Source organism: Kitasatospora sp. NE20-6, assembly GCF_045862635.1.
The window spans coordinates 11,670-28,673 of sequence record NZ_BPRL01000001.1 but is presented as its reverse complement, the minus strand read 5'-3'; the positions used below and the strand labels follow the sequence as shown (position 1 = coordinate 28,673).

Annotated in this window: 18 protein-coding genes; 3 read left to right on the top strand and 15 right to left on the bottom strand. The window is 76.8% G+C overall.

The window, feature by feature from the left end; translation table 11 throughout:
• Positions 1-12: 12 nt before the first annotated feature.
• From SNE206_RS00150 to SNE206_RS00100, 11 genes are all read right to left on the bottom strand, one after another.
• Complete coding sequence (locus SNE206_RS00150; RefSeq protein WP_407911226.1) at positions 13-462, bottom strand: TadE/TadG family type IV pilus assembly protein; 450 nt, start codon at positions 460-462, stop codon at positions 13-15.
• Positions 459-872 (bottom strand): TadE family protein, encoded by a 414-nt coding sequence (locus tag SNE206_RS00145; protein WP_407911225.1) that lies wholly within the window; start codon positions 870-872, stop codon positions 459-461. The genes SNE206_RS00150 and SNE206_RS00145 overlap by 4 nt, the downstream gene beginning before the upstream one ends.
• Complete coding sequence (locus SNE206_RS00140; RefSeq protein ID WP_407911224.1) at positions 869-1,222, bottom strand: hypothetical protein; 354 nt, start codon at positions 1,220-1,222, stop codon at positions 869-871. The genes SNE206_RS00145 and SNE206_RS00140 overlap by 4 nt, the downstream gene beginning before the upstream one ends.
• Positions 1,223-1,267: 45 nt before the next feature.
• On the bottom strand, positions 1,268-2,149 hold the full coding sequence (locus SNE206_RS00135; protein WP_407911223.1) for a hypothetical protein: 882 nt from the start codon (positions 2,147-2,149) through the stop codon (positions 1,268-1,270).
• Positions 2,146-3,123, bottom strand: a complete 978-nt coding sequence (locus tag SNE206_RS00130) for a type II secretion system F family protein (RefSeq protein WP_407911222.1) — start codon at positions 3,121-3,123, stop codon at positions 2,146-2,148. The genes SNE206_RS00135 and SNE206_RS00130 overlap by 4 nt, the downstream gene beginning before the upstream one ends.
• Entirely contained in the window at positions 3,123-4,664 is a 1,542-nt protein-coding gene (locus SNE206_RS00125) for an ATPase, T2SS/T4P/T4SS family (RefSeq protein WP_407911221.1), read from the bottom strand. Before SNE206_RS00125 ends, SNE206_RS00130 begins: the two co-directional genes overlap by 1 nt.
• Positions 4,654-5,805: a hypothetical protein gene (locus tag SNE206_RS00120; protein WP_407911220.1), complete on the bottom strand. Its 1,152-nt coding sequence runs from the start codon at positions 5,803-5,805 to the stop codon at positions 4,654-4,656. The genes SNE206_RS00125 and SNE206_RS00120 overlap by 11 nt, the downstream gene beginning before the upstream one ends.
• Positions 5,805-6,665: an SAF domain-containing protein gene (locus SNE206_RS00115; RefSeq protein ID WP_407911219.1), complete on the bottom strand. Its 861-nt coding sequence runs from the start codon at positions 6,663-6,665 to the stop codon at positions 5,805-5,807. Before SNE206_RS00115 ends, SNE206_RS00120 begins: the two co-directional genes overlap by 1 nt.
• Before the next feature lie 59 nt (positions 6,666-6,724).
• Positions 6,725-7,660, bottom strand: a complete 936-nt coding sequence (locus tag SNE206_RS00110) for a hypothetical protein (protein WP_407911218.1) — start codon at positions 7,658-7,660, stop codon at positions 6,725-6,727.
• The gene (locus tag SNE206_RS00105; protein ID WP_407911217.1) at positions 7,654-8,202 is read right to left on the bottom strand and encodes a hypothetical protein; all 549 of its coding nucleotides are present in this window, start codon (positions 8,200-8,202) and stop codon (positions 7,654-7,656) included. The genes SNE206_RS00110 and SNE206_RS00105 overlap by 7 nt, the downstream gene beginning before the upstream one ends.
• 199 nt (positions 8,203-8,401) lie before the next feature.
• Complete coding sequence (locus SNE206_RS00100) at positions 8,402-9,244, bottom strand: hypothetical protein (RefSeq protein WP_407911216.1); 843 nt, start codon at positions 9,242-9,244, stop codon at positions 8,402-8,404.
• A 117-nt stretch (positions 9,245-9,361) separates the two neighbouring features.
• On the opposite strand from SNE206_RS00100, the gene SNE206_RS00095 reads away from it, so the two are divergent.
• The 3 genes from SNE206_RS00095 to SNE206_RS00085 all read left to right on the top strand — a co-directional run bounded on the left by SNE206_RS00095 (position 9,362) and on the right by SNE206_RS00085 (position 11,840).
• Positions 9,362-9,775 carry a pyridoxamine 5'-phosphate oxidase family protein gene (locus tag SNE206_RS00095; RefSeq protein ID WP_407911215.1) on the top strand — a complete coding sequence of 138 codons (414 nt, stop codon included), beginning with the start codon at positions 9,362-9,364 and terminating at the stop codon, positions 9,773-9,775.
• Between the two features lie 86 nt (positions 9,776-9,861).
• Complete coding sequence (locus SNE206_RS00090) at positions 9,862-10,317, top strand: MaoC family dehydratase (RefSeq protein ID WP_407911214.1); 456 nt, start codon at positions 9,862-9,864, stop codon at positions 10,315-10,317.
• Between the two features lie 326 nt (positions 10,318-10,643).
• On the top strand, positions 10,644-11,840 hold the full coding sequence (locus SNE206_RS00085; protein ID WP_407911309.1) for an MBL fold metallo-hydrolase: 1,197 nt from the start codon (positions 10,644-10,646) through the stop codon (positions 11,838-11,840).
• A 67-nt stretch (positions 11,841-11,907) separates the two neighbouring features.
• Here the strand turns inward: SNE206_RS00085 and SNE206_RS00080 are convergent, their stop codons facing one another.
• The 4 genes from SNE206_RS00080 to SNE206_RS00065 form a co-directional block, all read right to left on the bottom strand.
• Positions 11,908-12,273 carry a hypothetical protein gene (locus tag SNE206_RS00080; RefSeq protein WP_405010641.1) on the bottom strand — a complete coding sequence of 122 codons (366 nt, stop codon included), beginning with the start codon at positions 12,271-12,273 and terminating at the stop codon, positions 11,908-11,910.
• A 59-nt stretch (positions 12,274-12,332) separates the two neighbouring features.
• Positions 12,333-12,866, bottom strand: coding sequence for a TetR/AcrR family transcriptional regulator (locus tag SNE206_RS00075; protein WP_407911213.1), 534 nt, complete (start codon positions 12,864-12,866; stop codon positions 12,333-12,335).
• A gap of 98 nt (positions 12,867-12,964) precedes the next feature.
• Positions 12,965-15,565, bottom strand: a complete 2,601-nt coding sequence (locus tag SNE206_RS00070) for a DUF6493 family protein (protein ID WP_407911212.1) — start codon at positions 15,563-15,565, stop codon at positions 12,965-12,967.
• Entirely contained in the window at positions 15,562-16,929 is a 1,368-nt protein-coding gene (locus SNE206_RS00065; RefSeq protein ID WP_407911211.1) for an SWIM zinc finger family protein, read from the bottom strand. Before SNE206_RS00065 ends, SNE206_RS00070 begins: the two co-directional genes overlap by 4 nt.
• Positions 16,930-17,004 lie beyond the last annotated feature (75 nt).

Below are 17,004 nucleotides of genomic sequence, written 5' to 3'. Positions count from 1 at the left end.
GTGTTCGTACGCTCAGTCACCGCGGTAGCGGTCGACGACCGAGGTGAACGTGCCCGTCATGGTCTTGTTGCCGTGCAGGGCGTCCACGCCCAGCAGGTCCCGCAGCGGCACCGCGCACCGCACGGTGACGGTGACGGTGTCGAGGTCGCCGCCGGGGCCCGCCATGGTGCCGAACGCGACGGGCGACTGCGCGTCCTGCCCGCACTGCACACCGCGCCGGCCGAGGACCTCCCGTACGGCGTCCTCGGCGGCCGAGCGGGCGCCCTCCTCGGTGCGGGCGAGCGACGCGGCCCGGGCGCCGGCCCGGGCCGCGGCGTCGACGACCGCACCGGTGCTCTGCACCCGCCCGGCGGCGACGACGATCAGCACGAACGCGAGGACGACCGGCAGCAGCATCGCCGCCTCCACCGGTACGGCTCCCGCGTCGCGCCGCCGCGCCGCCGCCGGGGCGGGTGCGCTCACGGCTGCGCCCCCTGCGGGACGAACCGCTCGCGCGGTGCGCTGAGCGTCTCGGTGATGCGCAGCCCGTCGAAGAACGGCAGCACCGACTGCGGGCGCACGGTCACCGTCATCTTCTGCACCTCGTCGTCCGATCCGGCGTGGTCGACGCTGTCGAGCTGGGCGAGCCTGCCGAACCGCCCGAGGAACTCCGCCACCCGGCCGTCCCCGGCGTCCGCGGTGGCGCCGAGTTCCCGGCCCGCGTCGACGCCCTCGCGCAGCGCGGTGAGGGCGACCTGGTCGGCGTACCACCAGAGCGAGGCCTGCACCACGAGCATGACGGCGGTCAGCACGATCGGGAACACGATGGCCAGACCGAGGACGACGGCCCCGCGGTCGCGGACGGCGTGGAGCAGGACCGGGCGGAGGCTCACGGAGCGACGCCTCCGTCGGCGGCGTCCGGGATCTCCGTGGGGATGTTGTCCTTGGCCTTTCCGGCGAGCACCTTGACGGCGGCGAGCACCGCGCCGGCGATGGCGACCATCACGATGATCGTCAGCGCGAGCTCGATGCTGATCGCCCCGCGGTCGCCGGCGGCCCGGGCGGCGCGCAGCCGGCCGAGGCGGTGGTCGAGCACCGGCCTGCCGAGCCGGGCGGGGGCGAGCACCGTCGCCAGCAGGGCGGCGAGGAGCAGGTGTGCGTGGCCGAGTGCGGCGGCGAGCACCCGCGCGGGTGCCGGGCGCCGTTCGGACGGGGTCGGGGTCTGTGCCGTGGTCGAGGTCATGGTGTGGTCTCCAGGACGGGGGCGGTCGGAAGAGGCTGCTGGGCCTCAGGTGACGTCGAGCATCTGGTACAGCGCGGGGAAGACGATCAGCACCGTCATGAGCAGGGTGAGGACGGTGCCGGGGGCGACCATCCGCTCGCTGTCGGTGTTGGCCTGCGCGAGTTCCTCGGCGAGGAGTTCGCCGCGGAGGCTCTGCGCGCGGGCACGCAGGGTGTCGTACACGGCGGCGCCGTCGGTGCCGGAGATCCGCATGATGTCGGCGAGGTCCTGAAGGGGGGTCAGGCCGAGGTCGGCGGCGAGGATGTCGAGACCGTCCCAGGGCGGCAGCCGGTCGGTGGCGGCCCGTTCGAGGGCGTCCCTGATCCGGCGGAAGACGGTGCTGCGGCCGACCGCGGCGGCCCGGCGCAGTGCCTCGGCGGGGCCGCAGTCGGCGGCGCGTTCGAGGGCCACGAGCTCCAGGTAGGCGGCGATGCCGTGCAGGTACTCCGTCCGGGCGGCCTTCGCCTCGCCCGCGACGATGCCGTCCGGCACGAACCACAGCAGCGCGGCCAGGAGCGGCCCGGCGAGGAGCGGCACCACGACGGTCAGGTGGATGCCGCCCAGCGCGGCCATCGCGGTGAGGTAGCCGGGCAGCACCAGCCCGGCCAGTGCGAACAGCAGCTTGTGCGCCATGAACCGGGCCGGGCTGCGGCCGACCAGCGCCAGCTGCCGGTGCGGGATGCGGGCACCCGGCAGGCGCAGCGAGTCGGCGCCGATCCGGTCGTACCAGGAGGTCCGCACGTCCTCGGCGGGCCGCGGGTCGGGGGTGGTGTGCAGCCGGCCCAGCGCCTGGCCGAGGTCCGGCGGGGCCGGGCGGAGTTCGGCGAGCAGCAGGGCCAGGCCGCCGGCCGCGGCACCGCCCGCCAGCACCGCCCAGGGCGAGATCATCGGGCCTCCTTGGCGGCCGGCACGGCGGTGTCGGCGGACGCCTCGGCGTCGGCGGGGGCGTCTCCGGGCATGCGGCCCGCCTTGCTGCGCCGGTCGTCCTCCAGCAGGCGCGGCAGCGGGTCGTGCGCGGCCAGCGCCCGCATCCAGGCGATCACCCCGACGAACGCGGCCGCCACCACCGCCAGCACGATCTGGCCGGTGACCGACGCGTACGGCGCGGTGTAGCGGGAGTTGAGCGCGCCCACCAGCACGACGCAGAGGATGATGCCGACCAGCCAGCGCACGGTGGTGCGGTGCTTGGCCCGGTCGGCCTCGATGGTGCGGCGCTGGCGGACCTCCTCGCGGACGGACCCGGCGAGGTCGGAGAGCGCCCGGGCCAGCCCGGGGCCGCTGTCGCCGGAGCGCAGCAGCAGGGCGGCGAGCACCTTGTCGGCCGTGGCGTCGGCGATCTCGTCGCCGAAGGCGCGCAGCGCGTCCTCGGGCCGCCAGCGCGACTGCAGCCGGGCGGCGAGGTCGGCGATCTCCGCCTCCAGGGCGGGCGGGGCGGTCCGGCGGCTGGTGATGACGGCCTGGTTGAGGCCGACACCGAGCAGCAGCACGTCGGCGAGGCGCTGGGTCCACTCGGCGAGGGCTTCCAGGCGCTCGATCCGGCGGGTGTCGGAGCGGGTCGCGTCGTACAGCCAGGGCAGGCCGAACACGGCGAGCGGCACGAGCAGCACCGTCAGCAGGATGCCGGTGAACAGCCAGGCGCCGACCGCGCCGAGCACCGCCACGACCGACTGGACGCGCCGCCGGCGGGCCGTCGACGGTGCGGCGGCGCCCGGTGCGCCGTACCAGAAGACGTGCAGCCGGCCGGTGCCGGGCGCCCTGCGGGACGACGGCCCGTCGGGTCCGGCGGGGCTGCCGACGAGTCCGGCCACCAGGGCGACCAGCCCGCCGGCGACGGCGAGTCCGCAGATCACGTACAGCAGCATCAGCGTCCGCCGCCGATCCGCAGCGGCAGCGGGGCGCCCCAGCTCCCGTACGGCGACTGCAGCAGGCCGGCGTCGAAGCCGGCCCGGCGCAGGTCGTCCAGGCACTGCGGCGGGGTGTGCGGCACGGCCCGCGGTTCGCCCTGCTCGGGGCGCGGGCCGAACACCTGGTTCATCGCGGGGCGGCCGCTCTCGCCGAGGCCGGTGATCTCCAGGACGTGCGAGACGAACCGGTGCCGGCGGCCGCCGACCGGGGTCTCGTCGACCATGGTGACGTGCACGACGAAGTCGACGGCGTTGGCGGTGAGCCGGTAGGCCAGGCTGTCGGTCATGTGCGCGCCGTATTCGAGGCACAGCTCGGCGATGCGGTCGACGACCATGTGCGGGGCGCGGGCGTGCAGGGTGCACATGGAGCCGCCCTCGCCGTTGGTCATGACGCGCAGCATCGGCACGACCTCGGCGGAGCGCACCTCGCCGACGATGATCCGGGAGAGCGTCATCCGCAGCGCGGCGGGGATGAGTTCGCCGATGGTGAGCTCGCCCGCGACCCGGCCGTCGACGCGTTCGCCGTTGCCCTCGCGGGCCTCCATCGGCACCACCTGGCGGAGGTGGCCGAGGGTGTGCAGCCACAGCTCGAACTCGGTCTCCAGGGTGCCGACCCGCTCGTCCGGCGGGATCTCGGCGGCCATCGCGCGCAGCAGGCTGGTCTTGCCGACGCCCTGGGTGCCGGTGACCATGACGTTCTTCTTGCCGCGGATCGCCGCCGCGAGGAACGCCGCGAGCGTCGCGTCGAGCGTGCCGAGCCCGACGAGGTCGCCGAGCGTCGCCGAGGCGACCCGGTGCCGCCGGATCGCCACGTACGGGCGCGGGGTGACCTCGGTCAGCGCCTGGAGGCGCATGCCGCCCTCCAGGCGCAGCGCGAGCGTCGGGCTGGCGGTGGAGAGGCTGCGCTCGCCGCCGCCGTGCTGGCGGGCCAGGTCCTGCAGCAGCTCGACGAGTTCGGCGTCGGTGTCGGCGACCGGCGGCACCTGCCGCAGCGGCTCGTTCACGCGGGAGACCCACACGTCGTCGCAGCCGTTGACCAGGATGTTCTCGATGTCCGGGTCGTCGAGGTACGGCTGGAGCCGGCCGGCCCGGAACAGCAGGTCGTAGACGGCCTCCGACAGCGCACGGTCCTGGTCGCGGGTGGGCGGGATCCCGTGGGTCTGCGCGTACGCGTCCGACCAGCGGGCGACGGCCTCCTCGATCAGTGCCCGGCCGCGCTGCCGCCGGGTGGCCCGGTCGACCTCGCCGGAGCCCTCCAGCCGGGAGAGCTGCTGGTGGAGTTCGGCGGCAACCTGGCGCTTCAGCTCGCGCGCGACCTGCTGGTCGACGACGGCCTGCACACCGGGCGGCACCGCGCCGGGCACCGGCACGCCGACCGGCTGCAGCGCGGGCACGGCCGACGCCGACCCGGGGACGGGCGAGGGACGGACCGGCCCGGTGGCGGCCGGCGCGGACCACGGCAGCGCCGACGGCCCCTGGTGGAGCGGACTACCGCGCACGCAGCACCTCCCCCGCACCGGGCAGCGGCTGCGCGTACGGCTGCGGCTGCGGCTGCGCGTACGCGGCCGGGTACGGCTGCGGCTGTGCGTGCGCCGACGGGTACGGCTGCCCGTTCGCCGGCGGCCACGAGGCCGGGGCCTGCGGCGGGAACGGCGCCGGCGCGGGCTGCTGCGGGGCGACGGGCGGGGCGATGTGCTGCGGGTAGGCCGGCGGCTGCTCGGCGGCCGGCGCCCACGGCTGCTGGGCGTGCACGGGCCCCAGCACCGGGCCGCCCGGCGTCCGGGGGGTCGGCCGGTACGGCTGCTGCGGCAGCGCCTCCGGCCGCGGCTGCGCCTGCTCGGGCGGCGGCTCGGGGGCCAGCCGTGCGCGGCGCCCGGCGGCGGCCTGCTGGATGACGTCGGCCGCCGTGCGCACCGTGCGCATCAGCTCCGAACGGACGAACCTGCGGTCGGCGGTGTCGCCGCCGTCCGAGAGGACCCGCGCGGTGCGCGGCGCGTACGGCAGCAGGCCGAAGGCGGGCAGCCCGAGCTCCCGGGCGGCCTCCGCCAGCGGGTACGGGCCCTCGGCGACCGGCAGCAGGCCGACCGCGTCGCTGCCCGACCCGGCGGCCTCCAGGTCGTCCCGCAGGGCGGCCAGCCGCGGCCGCGCGGCGGACAGCCCGCGCAGCGTCGTCCGGACGGCCGCCACGACGACGTCCGCCCGCCGGGCCAGCACCGCGCCCGGACCGGAGGCGCCCGAACGGCCGAGGTCGAGGATGACGTCGTAGCCCTGCGGGTCGAGTCCGCGGAACGTCTCCGCCAGCGGCTCCCACGTGTAGGCGAGCCCCGAGGCCTGCGCCGGGTCGGTCAGCCCGGGCAGCAGCAGGCGGTCGCCGGCACCGTCCGGGGAGAGGTCGATCAGCTGCTCCCAGACCGACTGCGCGAGCAGGCCGCGGCGGTCGGCGACGGCCAGGTTGCGCAGCCCGTACACCGCCTCGATGCGGCCCTCCAGGGCGCCGGCCAGCACCGCGCCGCCGTCCGGGTCGCACTCGGCGAGCAGCACCCGGCGGCCCGGCCGCAGCGGCCAGGAGAGCAGCAGCGCAAGGGCGGTGGTGGTGGCGCCGGGGGCGCCGGGACCGCCGACCACGGCGACGACGGCCATCAGGCCCCCCTGCTCGGGGAGCGCCCGGCGGTCGCGCGGGCGGTGCCGGACGGGGACGGGGCGGCCGGGCCGGACGGGCTCGCGAGCGCGCTCGCGGTCGCGTTCGTGGTCGCCGCGGGGCTCTCCGGGGTGCTGCCCGGGGACGGCGCAGCCCCGGCACCGGCCTGCGTGCGGGGCGCCAGGATCACCTGGAACCGCCCGGTGGCGACCCACGCGGCCAGCCGCGGGCCGTCCTCGGCCGGGACGGCGACGTCGACCACCTGGCTGCCGTCGCTGTCGGCCCGGCCCACCGTCACCACGACGGCGGTCAGCGTCTCCGGGGTGCGGGTGGCCGCCGACTGGTCGCTCTTGATGTCGGCCGTGAACACCACCAGCACCTGCAGACCCGGCTGCAGCCGGGCGGCGGGCAGCTGGGTGCGCTTGGCGGCCAGGCCGACGACCTGTCGGCCGGGCTGCAGGGCGGCGTCCGCGGTGACGTCCGCCTTCAGCAGCAGGGCGCCGCGCCTGAGGTCGGTGGTGGCCCGCAGCCCGATCGTGCGGGTGCGGTCGCGGGCGTCCAGCGGGCGCAGCGCCGGGTCGCTCGCGATGTGCGCGACCACCAGGTCGTCGGCGGTGATCGCCTGGCCCATCGGCACGTCGCGTGCGACGGCGAGGACGGCGATCCGCTGCCCCGAGCTGGTGTAGAGCACCGCCCCGCCGAGGCCGCCGGCGGCTATCAGCGCGACCGCCATCGCCAGCACCGCGGGACGGCGCCGCCGGGCCCGCAGCGTGCGCGGCGGCACGTGCGGCGCGGGGCGGGCCGGGTCGGGGGCGAGGGCGGCGCTGCCTGCGCTCGGCGTCGGGACGTTGCGTGTTTCCACCGGGCTCGGGCCTTTCCGGAGCAAATGGTCTGCGGGGTCGTACGGCGGTGCGCGGGCGGTCAGTTGAGCGCCTGCACCTCGGCGACCTTGAGCGGCAGCGGCACGTCGGTCGTCACCGCGTAGTCGACGGCGAACACCTGCGCGCCGGTGTCCGACCGCACGGCCACCACCCGCCACACCGCCCGGGCGGTGAGGTAGAGGGTCTGGTCCTGCGCGCCCGCCGAGGTGCTGCGGTAGGTGTGGCCGCACGGCGGCTGCACGTCCGCACCGGTGCCGGGCACGTACGGCGTGCCGGGCCCGGCGCAGTCGGCGCCGGGCGAGCCGTCGCCGGTGTCCCAGTGCACGGTGCGCAGTACGGCGGTGGCGGTGACGTGCATGGTGCGGCCCTGCGCGGTCGCGCTCTGCGGGCCGGAGGAGGTCTTGCTCTTCGCGTACCAGAGCCAGACCGGCACCCCGACGACGGCCGTCCCGGCCGGGGCCGCGTGCAGCTCGGGCGCATCGAAGTGGATCATCCCGAGCGCCTTCATGCCGAGGTCGTACGGGCGGTCCGGCGGCGGCGGACCGCCGGGCGGCTGCGCGAAGAACTGCGGCGGCAGCGGCGTCAGGGTGTCGCCGGTCTGACGGCAGTTCACCTCGTAGACCGCGCCGTCGGCGGGGTCGTGCCCCTCCCAGGAGGGGTCGCCGGCGGGCGGCTGCGGGTCGGAGCGGTGGTAGTAGCAGCCGTTCGCGGTGGAGAACCACCCGAGGTCGTCGTCCCAGCACGGCCACTGCTGGCCGTTCCAGGCGCACATCTGCACGCCGCCGTCCGACCCGCCCGAGGTGCCGCCGCTCCCGCCCCCGGGATCGGCGGTGCCGCCGGGCTCGGTGACGATGATGCAGATATCACGGACCGCGCAGGGATTGACGCCGCCGTCGGGGCCGTTCGCGGCGGCGGGGGATGCCGGCGCGAGGAGCAATGCCAGGAGCAGGAGAGTACGAATGAAAGCCTTCAACATGTCCGGCCCACCTCGCGCTTGAAGTCCACGATCATCCAGCGACTGTCGTTCCTCCGCAGCGAAACCGTTGCCACATAGCGGGTGAACCGCTGTTCGGGGTCCTTTAGCGTCCGGGTCGTCGCGTCGGCCTGGTGCCAATCGGCCACGTCGAGGCAATCCTCCACGACCGCGTTCTGCGGATCCAGCGTCTTCACCGTTGCCGAGTTCCGCGGAGCGCCGGTCATCACCAGCTTTGCGTCGTGCAGCTGGTGAAGGCTGGCGAGCGCCTCGCTCAGTGCTTGTCCGGTGGAGTAGGCGCGCAGTTGGGAGCCGTCCGAATCCGGCCTCCCGAAGGCCTCGACCTGGGCGTCCCACCAGGACTGATAGGTGCTCAGGACCAGTCGCCCGACCGCGCCTTCGGCCCCTTCCGTGGGCGCAGCGGCGCCGCCGCCGGAACCACTCGAAGGTGTGATGGCGGTCCCGCCCGTAACTCCCGCCCCAGGCGTACCCAGACGATCCGCGGAGCCGGCCGATCCGGTGCTCGCGCACGCACTCAGCAGCACCAGAAGTGCCGCCCCACCGACCCCAACCGCCCCAGGGCGCAAGAGATTTCCGCGCTTCCGCAATCGCCCCACCCCATCGCGCCCGACCCCGTCCGTGGCCATGGTCGCAGAAGTTGTCCGCCGCCCCCCGGTGTTGCGGGGGAGGCGTCGATTCTTCGCCTGCCCGCCTGACACGGCAACACCCCGGGGCGGTCCGACCTTACGCGTTGGGCGGATCCGTCGGGGCGTTTTCCCGCCACAGAACGGCCAACAGTTCTTCAGAAAGCGACAATCCGGCCAATGCGCCCCGCACGGCGGCGCGATTGCGCATCAGGAGTCTCCCCCCGTCCCACGGCATCAGCGTGACCGCCTGTCCGGCGGCCGCGGCGCCCCCGTCGTGGCGGGCGAGTTCGACGTCGAGCACGGGCTGGAGTTCCTGCGGGCCGATCGCGGCGGGGCCGCCGGGCAGGCCCTGGTCGAGCACCTGCCCGAGGAGGCGGCTGAACGATCCTTCCCCGCCGGGCCGGACGGCGTCGCGGCCGCGTCTGCCGGTCTGGTGGCGGCCGATCCGGCCCCAGAGCGGCACCCGGGAGTGGGCGAGCAGTTCGTTGGCGGCGTCCTCGCGGACCAGCGCCGACCAGGTGTCGCGGTCGGCGACGGCGTCGACCATCAGGAGGGTCTCCTCCTGGCCGCCGTGCACCATGGCGCTGACGACCCAGTCCCAGGCGAGGCCGCGCCGGTAGGCGTTGTCGGGGGTGGAGCCGGCGGTGACGAGGGCGAGGCGGCGGCCGCGCGGGTCGACGGCGAGCTGGCCGAGGAGGCAGACGACCAGCCAGCGGGCGGGCCGGGCCGCGGCGGCCCGCAGGGCGGTGAGCATGGCGTTGGCGTCGGCGGCGGGGTCGAGGAGGGTGAGCCGGCAGCCGTTCGGTCCGGCGTCGAACGCGCGGCCGGGGAGGGCCTCGGCGAGGGCCCGGGCGCCGGCCGCGGCCTGGGCCGAGCCGGTGTAGGTGCGGTCCGGTCCGCCGTCCGCACCGATCACGACCAGTTCGATGCCGCTGCCCACCCTGCACCATCCCCCTCCAGCATCCACCGCTTCCGGCCACAAACTACCGCCGTACGCCGTCACCGAGGGGGACCATCGGCCCTACCGGCCTCCGCCGGACCGCTCGACCATCGTGCTATGGAGTACGACGACCCCGCGGCGCAGCTCGGTGAGGACGAGTGCCGCCGCCTGCTCGCCACCGTGCCCGTGGGGCGGGTGGTGTACACGGAGCGCGCACTGCCGGCGGTGCTGCCGGTGGCGTTCGAGGTGGCGCCCGACGGGCGGCTGCTGCTGGCGCTGCAGGCGGGCTGTGCGGCGGCCCGGGCGCTCGACGGCACGGTCGCCGCGTTCCAGGCCGACCTGGTCGACCCGGTGACGCGGACCGGCTGGAGCGTGCTGGTGCACGGGCGGGCGGACGTGCTGCGGGAGCCCCCGGCGGCGGCCGGCGCACGGGGTGCCGGGGTGTGCCGGGCGGGGGTGGCGCTGACGCCGGAACTGGTCGGCGGGCGGCGGCTGGGGCCGTCCGCGGGGCGGTCACCCGCTGACAAGTGACCGACGGGTAGGCATACTCTGCGACTGTCCCCGCCGGGTGCGTCCGGCCGGGGACGACAGCCCTCGACCCCCACCTGGAGCGCACCTTGACGACGTTCGCAACCCTCGCCGACCTGACCGCCGCGGTCGGCTCCGAGCTCGGCACCAGCGCGTGGCACACCATCACCCAGGAGCAGGTGAACCTCTTCGCGGAGGCCACCGGCGACCACCAGTGGATCCACGTCGACCCGGAGCGTGCGAAGGACAGCCCGTTCGGCACGACGATCGCGCACGGCTACCTGACGCTGTCGCTGATCCCGGTGCTGGCCAAGGAGTGCTACGCGGTGGAGGGCATCGCGATGGCCCTGAACTACGGCTCGGAGAAGGTCCGCTTCCCGGCGCCGGTGCCGGTCGGCACCGCGGTGCGGGCGACGGCCGAGCTGGTCTCCGCGGACGAGGTGCCCGGCGGCCTGCAGGCCCTCGTGCGGTTCACCATCTCCAGCGAGGAGAGCGCCAAGCCGCACTGCGTCGCGGAGACGATCACCCGCTTCTACGCGGCCTGACCCACCGGTCCGACCCGGCCGCCCTGCGTGTCGCGGGCGGCCCGGGCCAGGGGTCCGCCGAACGGCCCGCGCGGCCAGGTTTCGGCCGGGCCCGCACGGGCCGGGAGCGGTAATGTCCGGTGCGACGGTCGTCGTACGGCAGCGGGGCCACCGTGCCGTTCCCGTACGCGTCCGGCCTGCCGGCCTTCGCGACCGCGGACGCCGGACGGCCACCGCCGTACGGATGTCCCGACCGTGGAGGTGCCGTGCCCAGCTCCGTTCCGTGGATCTCCCGCGCAGCCGGCCTCACCGCACGCCTGGGCACCGCCGTCACCGACGGCGGCCGTATCGGCCGGCTGCCGCGCCGCACCTGGCACCACCTGCGCACCGAGGCGTTCGGCGCCGACCCGGCCGGGGAGCGGCTGGCCCGGATCGAGCGTTCTCCGCAGTTCCGCGACGGCGCCTTCCGCAACCCGGTGCCGACCCGGCGGCTCGCCGCGGGCTGCACCCCCTTCTCCTTCAGCCGGGCGCGGTTCTCCGCCGGCCGCGCCCGCCGGGTGCCGGCCGCGCCCGTGCCGCTGCACCCGCTGCGCCCGATCGAGCTGGCGGAGCCGCCCGCCTCGGGGCTGCGGCTGACCTGGCTCTGCCACGCGACCGTGCTCGCCGAGCTCGACGGCCGCCGGGTGCTGTTCGACCCGGTCTGGAGCGAGCGCTGCTCGCCGTTCTCGTGGACCGGCCCGAAGCGGCTGCACCCGATGCCGATCGCGCTGGCCGAACTCGGCCCGGTCGACGTGGTGGTGGTCTCGCACGACCACTACGACCACCTCGACATGCCCACCGTGCAGGCGCTGGCCGCGACCGGGACGGCCTTCGCGGTGCCGCTCGGCGTCGGCGCCCACCTGGAGCACTGGGGGGTGCCGGTGCAGCGGATCGTCGAGCTGGACTGGTGGGAGTCGGCGGAGGTCGCCGGGCTGACCCTGACGGCGACGCCCGCGCGGCACTACTGCAGCCGCGGCCCGCGCACCCACCCGTACGCGCTGTGGGCGTCGTGGGTGGTGGCGGGCCCGGAGCACCGGGTGTTCCACAGCGGCGACACGGGCTACTTCCCGGGGTTCGCGGAGATCGGCGGCCGGCTGGGGCCGTTCGACGCGACGATGGTGCAGATCGGCGCGTACAGCGACCTCTGGCCCGAGGTGCACATGACGCCGGAGGAGGGTGTCCGGGCGCACCTGGACCTCGGCGGCGACCTGCTGCTGCCGATCCACTGGTGCACCTTCGACCTGGCGCTGCACCCGTGGGAGGAGCCGGCGGAACGGACGGTGGCGGCCGCTCAGGCGCTCGGTGCCCGGTTCGCGGTGCCGCGTCCGGGCGCGCCGTTCGAGCCGGCCGACCCGCCGGCGCCGGCCCTGTGGTGGCGGGCGGCCGCCGCGGTGCCGCGGGACGGCGCGGACCTGCTGGTGCCGGACGCCCCGGCCGCCGGTCCCGCCGCGGCGGCGGGCACCGGACGGGCCGCGGCCGTGGACGGCGACGGCATCACCGTGTGAGGCCCGGTGCCAGGCGGCGCCGGGCCCGTACGGCCGGCCGCGGGCGGGAGCCCGGCCGGACGGCCGGTCAGGCCGTGGGTGCGGCGCGCCGGGCGGCCTCGACCAGGGCCACCGCGGCCCGCGGGTCCGCGACCTCCACGACGAGCCGGCGGTAGCGCTCGTCGGCGAGTTCGATGACGACCGCTCCGGCCGGGTCCTTGACGTCCCAGAAGATCCACTCGCCGCCGGAGCGGAAGGTGCCCGCGGTGATGACGCCCGGCACGTGCGTGCCGCCGACCCGGATGCCCTTGGACTCGCGGACGATGCCGGGGTCGGCCGTGGCGCCGCGGACGTGCGCCAGCGGGATCTCCAGCCTGCTCCTCAGGGCCCAGAGCCGGTCGAGGCCCTCGACCTCGACGACCAGGCGGTCGCCCACGACGGACAGCTGTGCCATCTGATGACTCCTCGGGTGGTGGGGTGCGGTGCGGGTGCGGGTGGGGTGCGACGGGCCGTTCAGGGGGCGAGCCGGTCGGCCAGCGCGAGCACGGCCCCGGCGGCCGGACGGTCACCGGTGGCGCGGCTGCGCAGCCGGACTCCCAGCACGGTCGCGGCGAGTGCCTCGGCCAGCACCGGCGGCCCGGCCGGGCCGAGGACCGCGCGGATCGCGGATTCGAGGGCGGCGAAGCCCTCCTCGACCAGCGCGGCGGTCTCCGGGTCCTCGGCGGCCCGCTCCGCCGCGGCGAGCAGCAGCAGGCCCGCGGCCGGGCCGCTGTCGTAGGCCGCGGCGGCCTGCGCGAGGCCGGCCGGCAGTCCGGCGGCCGTGCCGATGGCCGCGGTGAGCGGCAGGACGTCGCGGTCGAGGTGGCGGCGGAGCGCGGCGAGGTAGAGGCCGCGCTTGCTGCCGAACACCTTGTAGAGGCTGCCCCGGTGGACGCCGAGGGCGCCGACCAGGTCGTCCACGGAGGTGCCCTCGAAGCCGCGGGCGGCGAAGAGCCGGGCTGCGGCCGCGACGGCCTCGTCCTCGTCGAAGGCGCGTGGTCTTCCCATGCGCCGTACCGTAGCGAGTTCAGGAACGATCGGTCAAGAACGACCGTTCCTGAACTCCTGCCCCCCGCACCCCGCCGCCCCGTCAGCCCGGCACCCCGTCAGCCCGCCAGCACCTCCCGCAGGGCAGCCGCCTCACGGACGGCCTGCGAGCCTCCGCCGCGTCCGGCGAACGCCGTCACCGCGGGGATCGGCCCCCGGGCGCCGACCCGCCGCGCGCAGTCCGCGGCGACCGCGACCAGCTCGCCCGCCCCGCGCGGCGGGGCCTCCGCCAGCACCGGCGGCAGCGCCGCCGCCAGCACCGACCAGACCGTGCCGTACGCGCCGGTGTCCGCCGCCGAGCGGAGCGCGTCCGCCAGGCGGTTCGGCTTGACCGCGCCGAGCCGTACGAGCTCCCCCGCCTCGCGGCCGAGCAGCGCGGTGTCGAGGTCGCCGCGGGCCGCCAGCACCAGCAGCGCGTCGACCGCGGCGGTGCGGTCCTCCCGGTGACGGGCGCCCAGCCCGTAGCCGACCGCGAGGTGCAGGGCGAGCCCGGCGGGCCCGTCCGCCTCGGCGAGGAGCGGCAGCAGCGGCGCGGCACCGCGCTCGTCCAGGTCGGCGCCGCCGGCGAAGCGCTCCAGCAGGCGCGCGGCCGTCTCCTCGCGGTGGCCCGGCATGATCGCCGCCCACCGCGGCAGGGCCGGCGGGGTCCACCACGTCCCGCGCAGCGACAGCTGCGCGTGGACTGGACCGACGAGCCGCTCGGCGTCGGGCGGCAGGACGGCGTCGACGACGGCACCGGACTGTTCCACCAGGCGCCGGTTCGGCGACCGCCGCCGACCGGTCGGCCCGCGGCCCGACGACGGCATGAGGAGGACGGACTCCTGGTGCGGCAGGCCGCCGCTCCGCAGCCAGTCGGCCAGCCGCCCGCCGGGCTCCGAGCGGAGCCGTCCGGCGGCGGCGAGCACGGCCGGGTCGGCGGTGGGCGTCACCCGCAGCAGCGCCTGCCCGAGGTCGACCGGGCCCGCGTCGACACCCTCCCGCTCGTAGCCGGCGAGCCGTTCGACGAGCACCCCGGCATCGATCGCGCCGGTGGAGAGGGTCGGGGTGGCGAGCAGGTACGGCACCGGCCGCAGGACGAGCCGCAGCACGGCCTCCTCCAGCCGGGCGGCGATCTGGGCGTCGAACGAGGTCGTCCAGTTGAACCGCAGCGGGCCGTGGTGCCGGGCGCGCGCCAGCTCGGCGGCCTTGTCGGCCGTCGTCCGCCCGGCGGCGGCCTCGGCGACCAGGCCGAGGTCCTGACGGGTGCCGAGCCGGAGCACCGGCTCCAGCGCCTCCGCGAGCACGGCACGGTCGAGCCACGCGTGGCGGACGAGGCCGTCGAACGCGCGCTCCCACACGACCGGGTCGGTGTCGCCGGCGAGCACCGCGGCCAGCTCCTCGGCGAGTTCCGCGGCACCGGCGACGGGCGGCGGCACGGGCCGCGGACGGGGCACGGCGGGCAGCCGCTCGGTGTACACCTCCACCCGCACCTCCGCCCCGAACAGCTCGGCGGCCCGCCGGTGGTGGGCCGGGTCGAGCTGCTCGGCCGCGGCGCGCAGCTCGGCGAGCACCCCGGGGCCGGCGGCGGGCAGATGACGGGCGACCACCTTCAGCGCGGCCTCCTGCAGCGCCCGGTCGGGGTGGCCGAAGGCGCCCGCGGCCGCCAGCACCGCCGGCCCGGCCCGGTCGGGGGCGGTGCGGGCGGCCCGGGCGAGCCAGGCCAGCTGGGCGCGGACGAGCTTCTTCTCCGGGCGGAACAGCACCGTGCGGGAGGCCTCGGCCGCCACCTCGGCGTCCAGCCGCCCGGCGGCGTCGAGGGCGGCCAGCACCTCCTGCGCGTGGCCGGCGGCGGTGGACACCCCGTCGAGCATGCCGAGCAGGGTGCGGACGTGCGCGGCGTACTCGTCCCCGGTGGGCGCCAGCGCCTTCAGCACCGCCAGGAAGGCCCGCTGCTCGGCCGGGCGGCCGCCGCGCAGCAGGCGCGCCAGGCAGCGGTCGACCAGGTCGGCGCGGTCGAGGACGCCGTCGGCGGCGAGCCGGGCGAGCACCGACGGCCAGCGCTCCGTGTCGTCCCGCGCGACCCACGGGCCCTCCAGTTCGGCGGCGGCGTCGTCGACCTCGAACAGCCGCGGGGCGAGCACCGGGGTGAACGGGTCGGCCGCCAGCCGGGCGTGCAGGTCGCGGCCGGGCGGCAGGGTGTCGAGGGCGTGGGCCCACCGCTCGGGCCGTGCGCGCTCGCGCATCCACTGGATGACGAAGGAGTCCCCCGTCGGCACCGGGCAGCCGGTGGTGTGCACGAGGTGTTCCAGCAGCGGGAAGTGCTCGGACCAGCCCCAGCCCGGGGCCCGCCGGACGGCGAGCCGGGCGACGACCTCCTCGCGCCAGGCGGCCGGCTGCGCGTCGACGACCGCGACGAGCAGCGGGTTGCGCCACCCGGCGCGGTCCTCGAAGGCCGGGCTGCCGAGCCACTCCGCGGCGGCGGACGGCGCGGTGTGGCAGCCCGCGCCGGCTATCAGCAGTGCCGTCCAGGCGTCGGCGGAGCCGCTCCAGGCGGCACGGAACTCCTTGCGGAGCTCGCGCAGCGCGGGGATCCCGGCGCGGCGCAGGTCCGGCGTGAAGCCCGCCAGGGTGAGGGCGACCCCCGCGGTGTCGCCGCGGCGGACGAGGTCGGTCAGGCTCACCGCGCACCCCCGGCCTGCCCGGCGCGGACCAGGCCGACCGCGAGCACGTGCTTGCACGGCCCGCGCCCGCCCCGGTACTTCGCCCACCACAGGCACGTGCAGCCGAGTTCGCCGCCCGTGCCCGTGCGCACGCGCTGCACGTGGTCGTCGACGGTCACGGTCGCGAGGCCGTCCTCCAGCCGTACGGCTCCCGCCGCCGCCAGGGCCCGGGCGGCCTGCAGGCGCGGGTTGTGCGCCTCGGCGCGGCCCGCGGCGTAGGGCAGGCTGCGGTGGAAGTACGCGGCCTCGGCGGGGTCGTAGCCGATCTGCCCGGCGGTGCCGAGGCGGGTGAGCGCGGCGCGCACCCGGCCGACGGGCAGGCCGGACTGCTCGGCGAGTTCGGCGGGGTCGATCCGGGGCTCCCAGGCGAGCAGCGTGGCGACGAGGTCGGCGTCCTCCGCCGAGCCCTCGGCGGCGAGCGCGGTGAGCACGCCGCCCTCTCCGGAGAAGCCGCGTGCGGTGTCCGGCGAGAGGGTCAGGGTGAGGCGCATGCCGGGCAGGACGACCTCCCAGGCGGACGCGGTCGGTGCGGTCGGCCGGGCCGGCCCGTACACCCGCAGGGCGAGGGCGTGCCGCAGCACCCGCTGCAGGGCGCCCAGCCGTTCGGGGCCGGGCAGGCAGACCGCGCCGGGTGCCGGGCGGCTGGTGGGGCGCAGCGTGCGGCCGGCGGGCACGACCCAGCCGACGGTGGAGGTGCGGCCGCCTCCGCGGGGCAGGGTGCGCAGGAAGCGGACGGCCTCGGCGGCGGGCAGCTCGGCGCGCAGGTCGAAGCCGGCGGCGAGCACCTGGGTCTCGGCGAAGCCCCTCAGCCAGCGGTCGGGCAGCGGCACCTTCTTCTCGGTCAGCGGGCCTTCGGACGTGGTGACCTCCAGCGCGTCGGGGCCGACGGCCAGGTGCAGCGGGTCGCCGGTGCCGACGCGGCTCAGGCCTTCGCGGAGCGGGTGGTTGACGTCGACGTTGGTGGTGCCGTGGCCGGTCTCGTCGCCGTCGAGGCCGTCGGCGAGGACGTCGAGGCGGGCGTGGACGCCGCAGCAGCCGGAGAACGACTCGAAGCGCAGCCGGTCGCCGCCGGCGGTGACCACCGGGTCGAGGGAGGCGCGCTGCCGGGGCTGGTGGTAACGGGCGCCGGCGACGTCGGCGACCGCGAGCAGGGCGGCCGCGGCGGCCTGCGGCGAGGTGAGGAACCCGGCGAAGAAGCGCGGGTGGGCGGTGGCCCCGAGCGGGCCGGTGCCGCCGGAGGTCTCCAGGGCGAGGCGGCGTCCGCCGGGGGTCTCGTGCACGGCGGAGGACCGCAGGTAGGCGTACGTCTGTACGGCTTGCGTCATGCCGTGGACGCTAGGGGCGGGCACTGACACCGGGAGAATTTCTGCAACGCGTTCCACCGTGGAATCCGCCCCGCG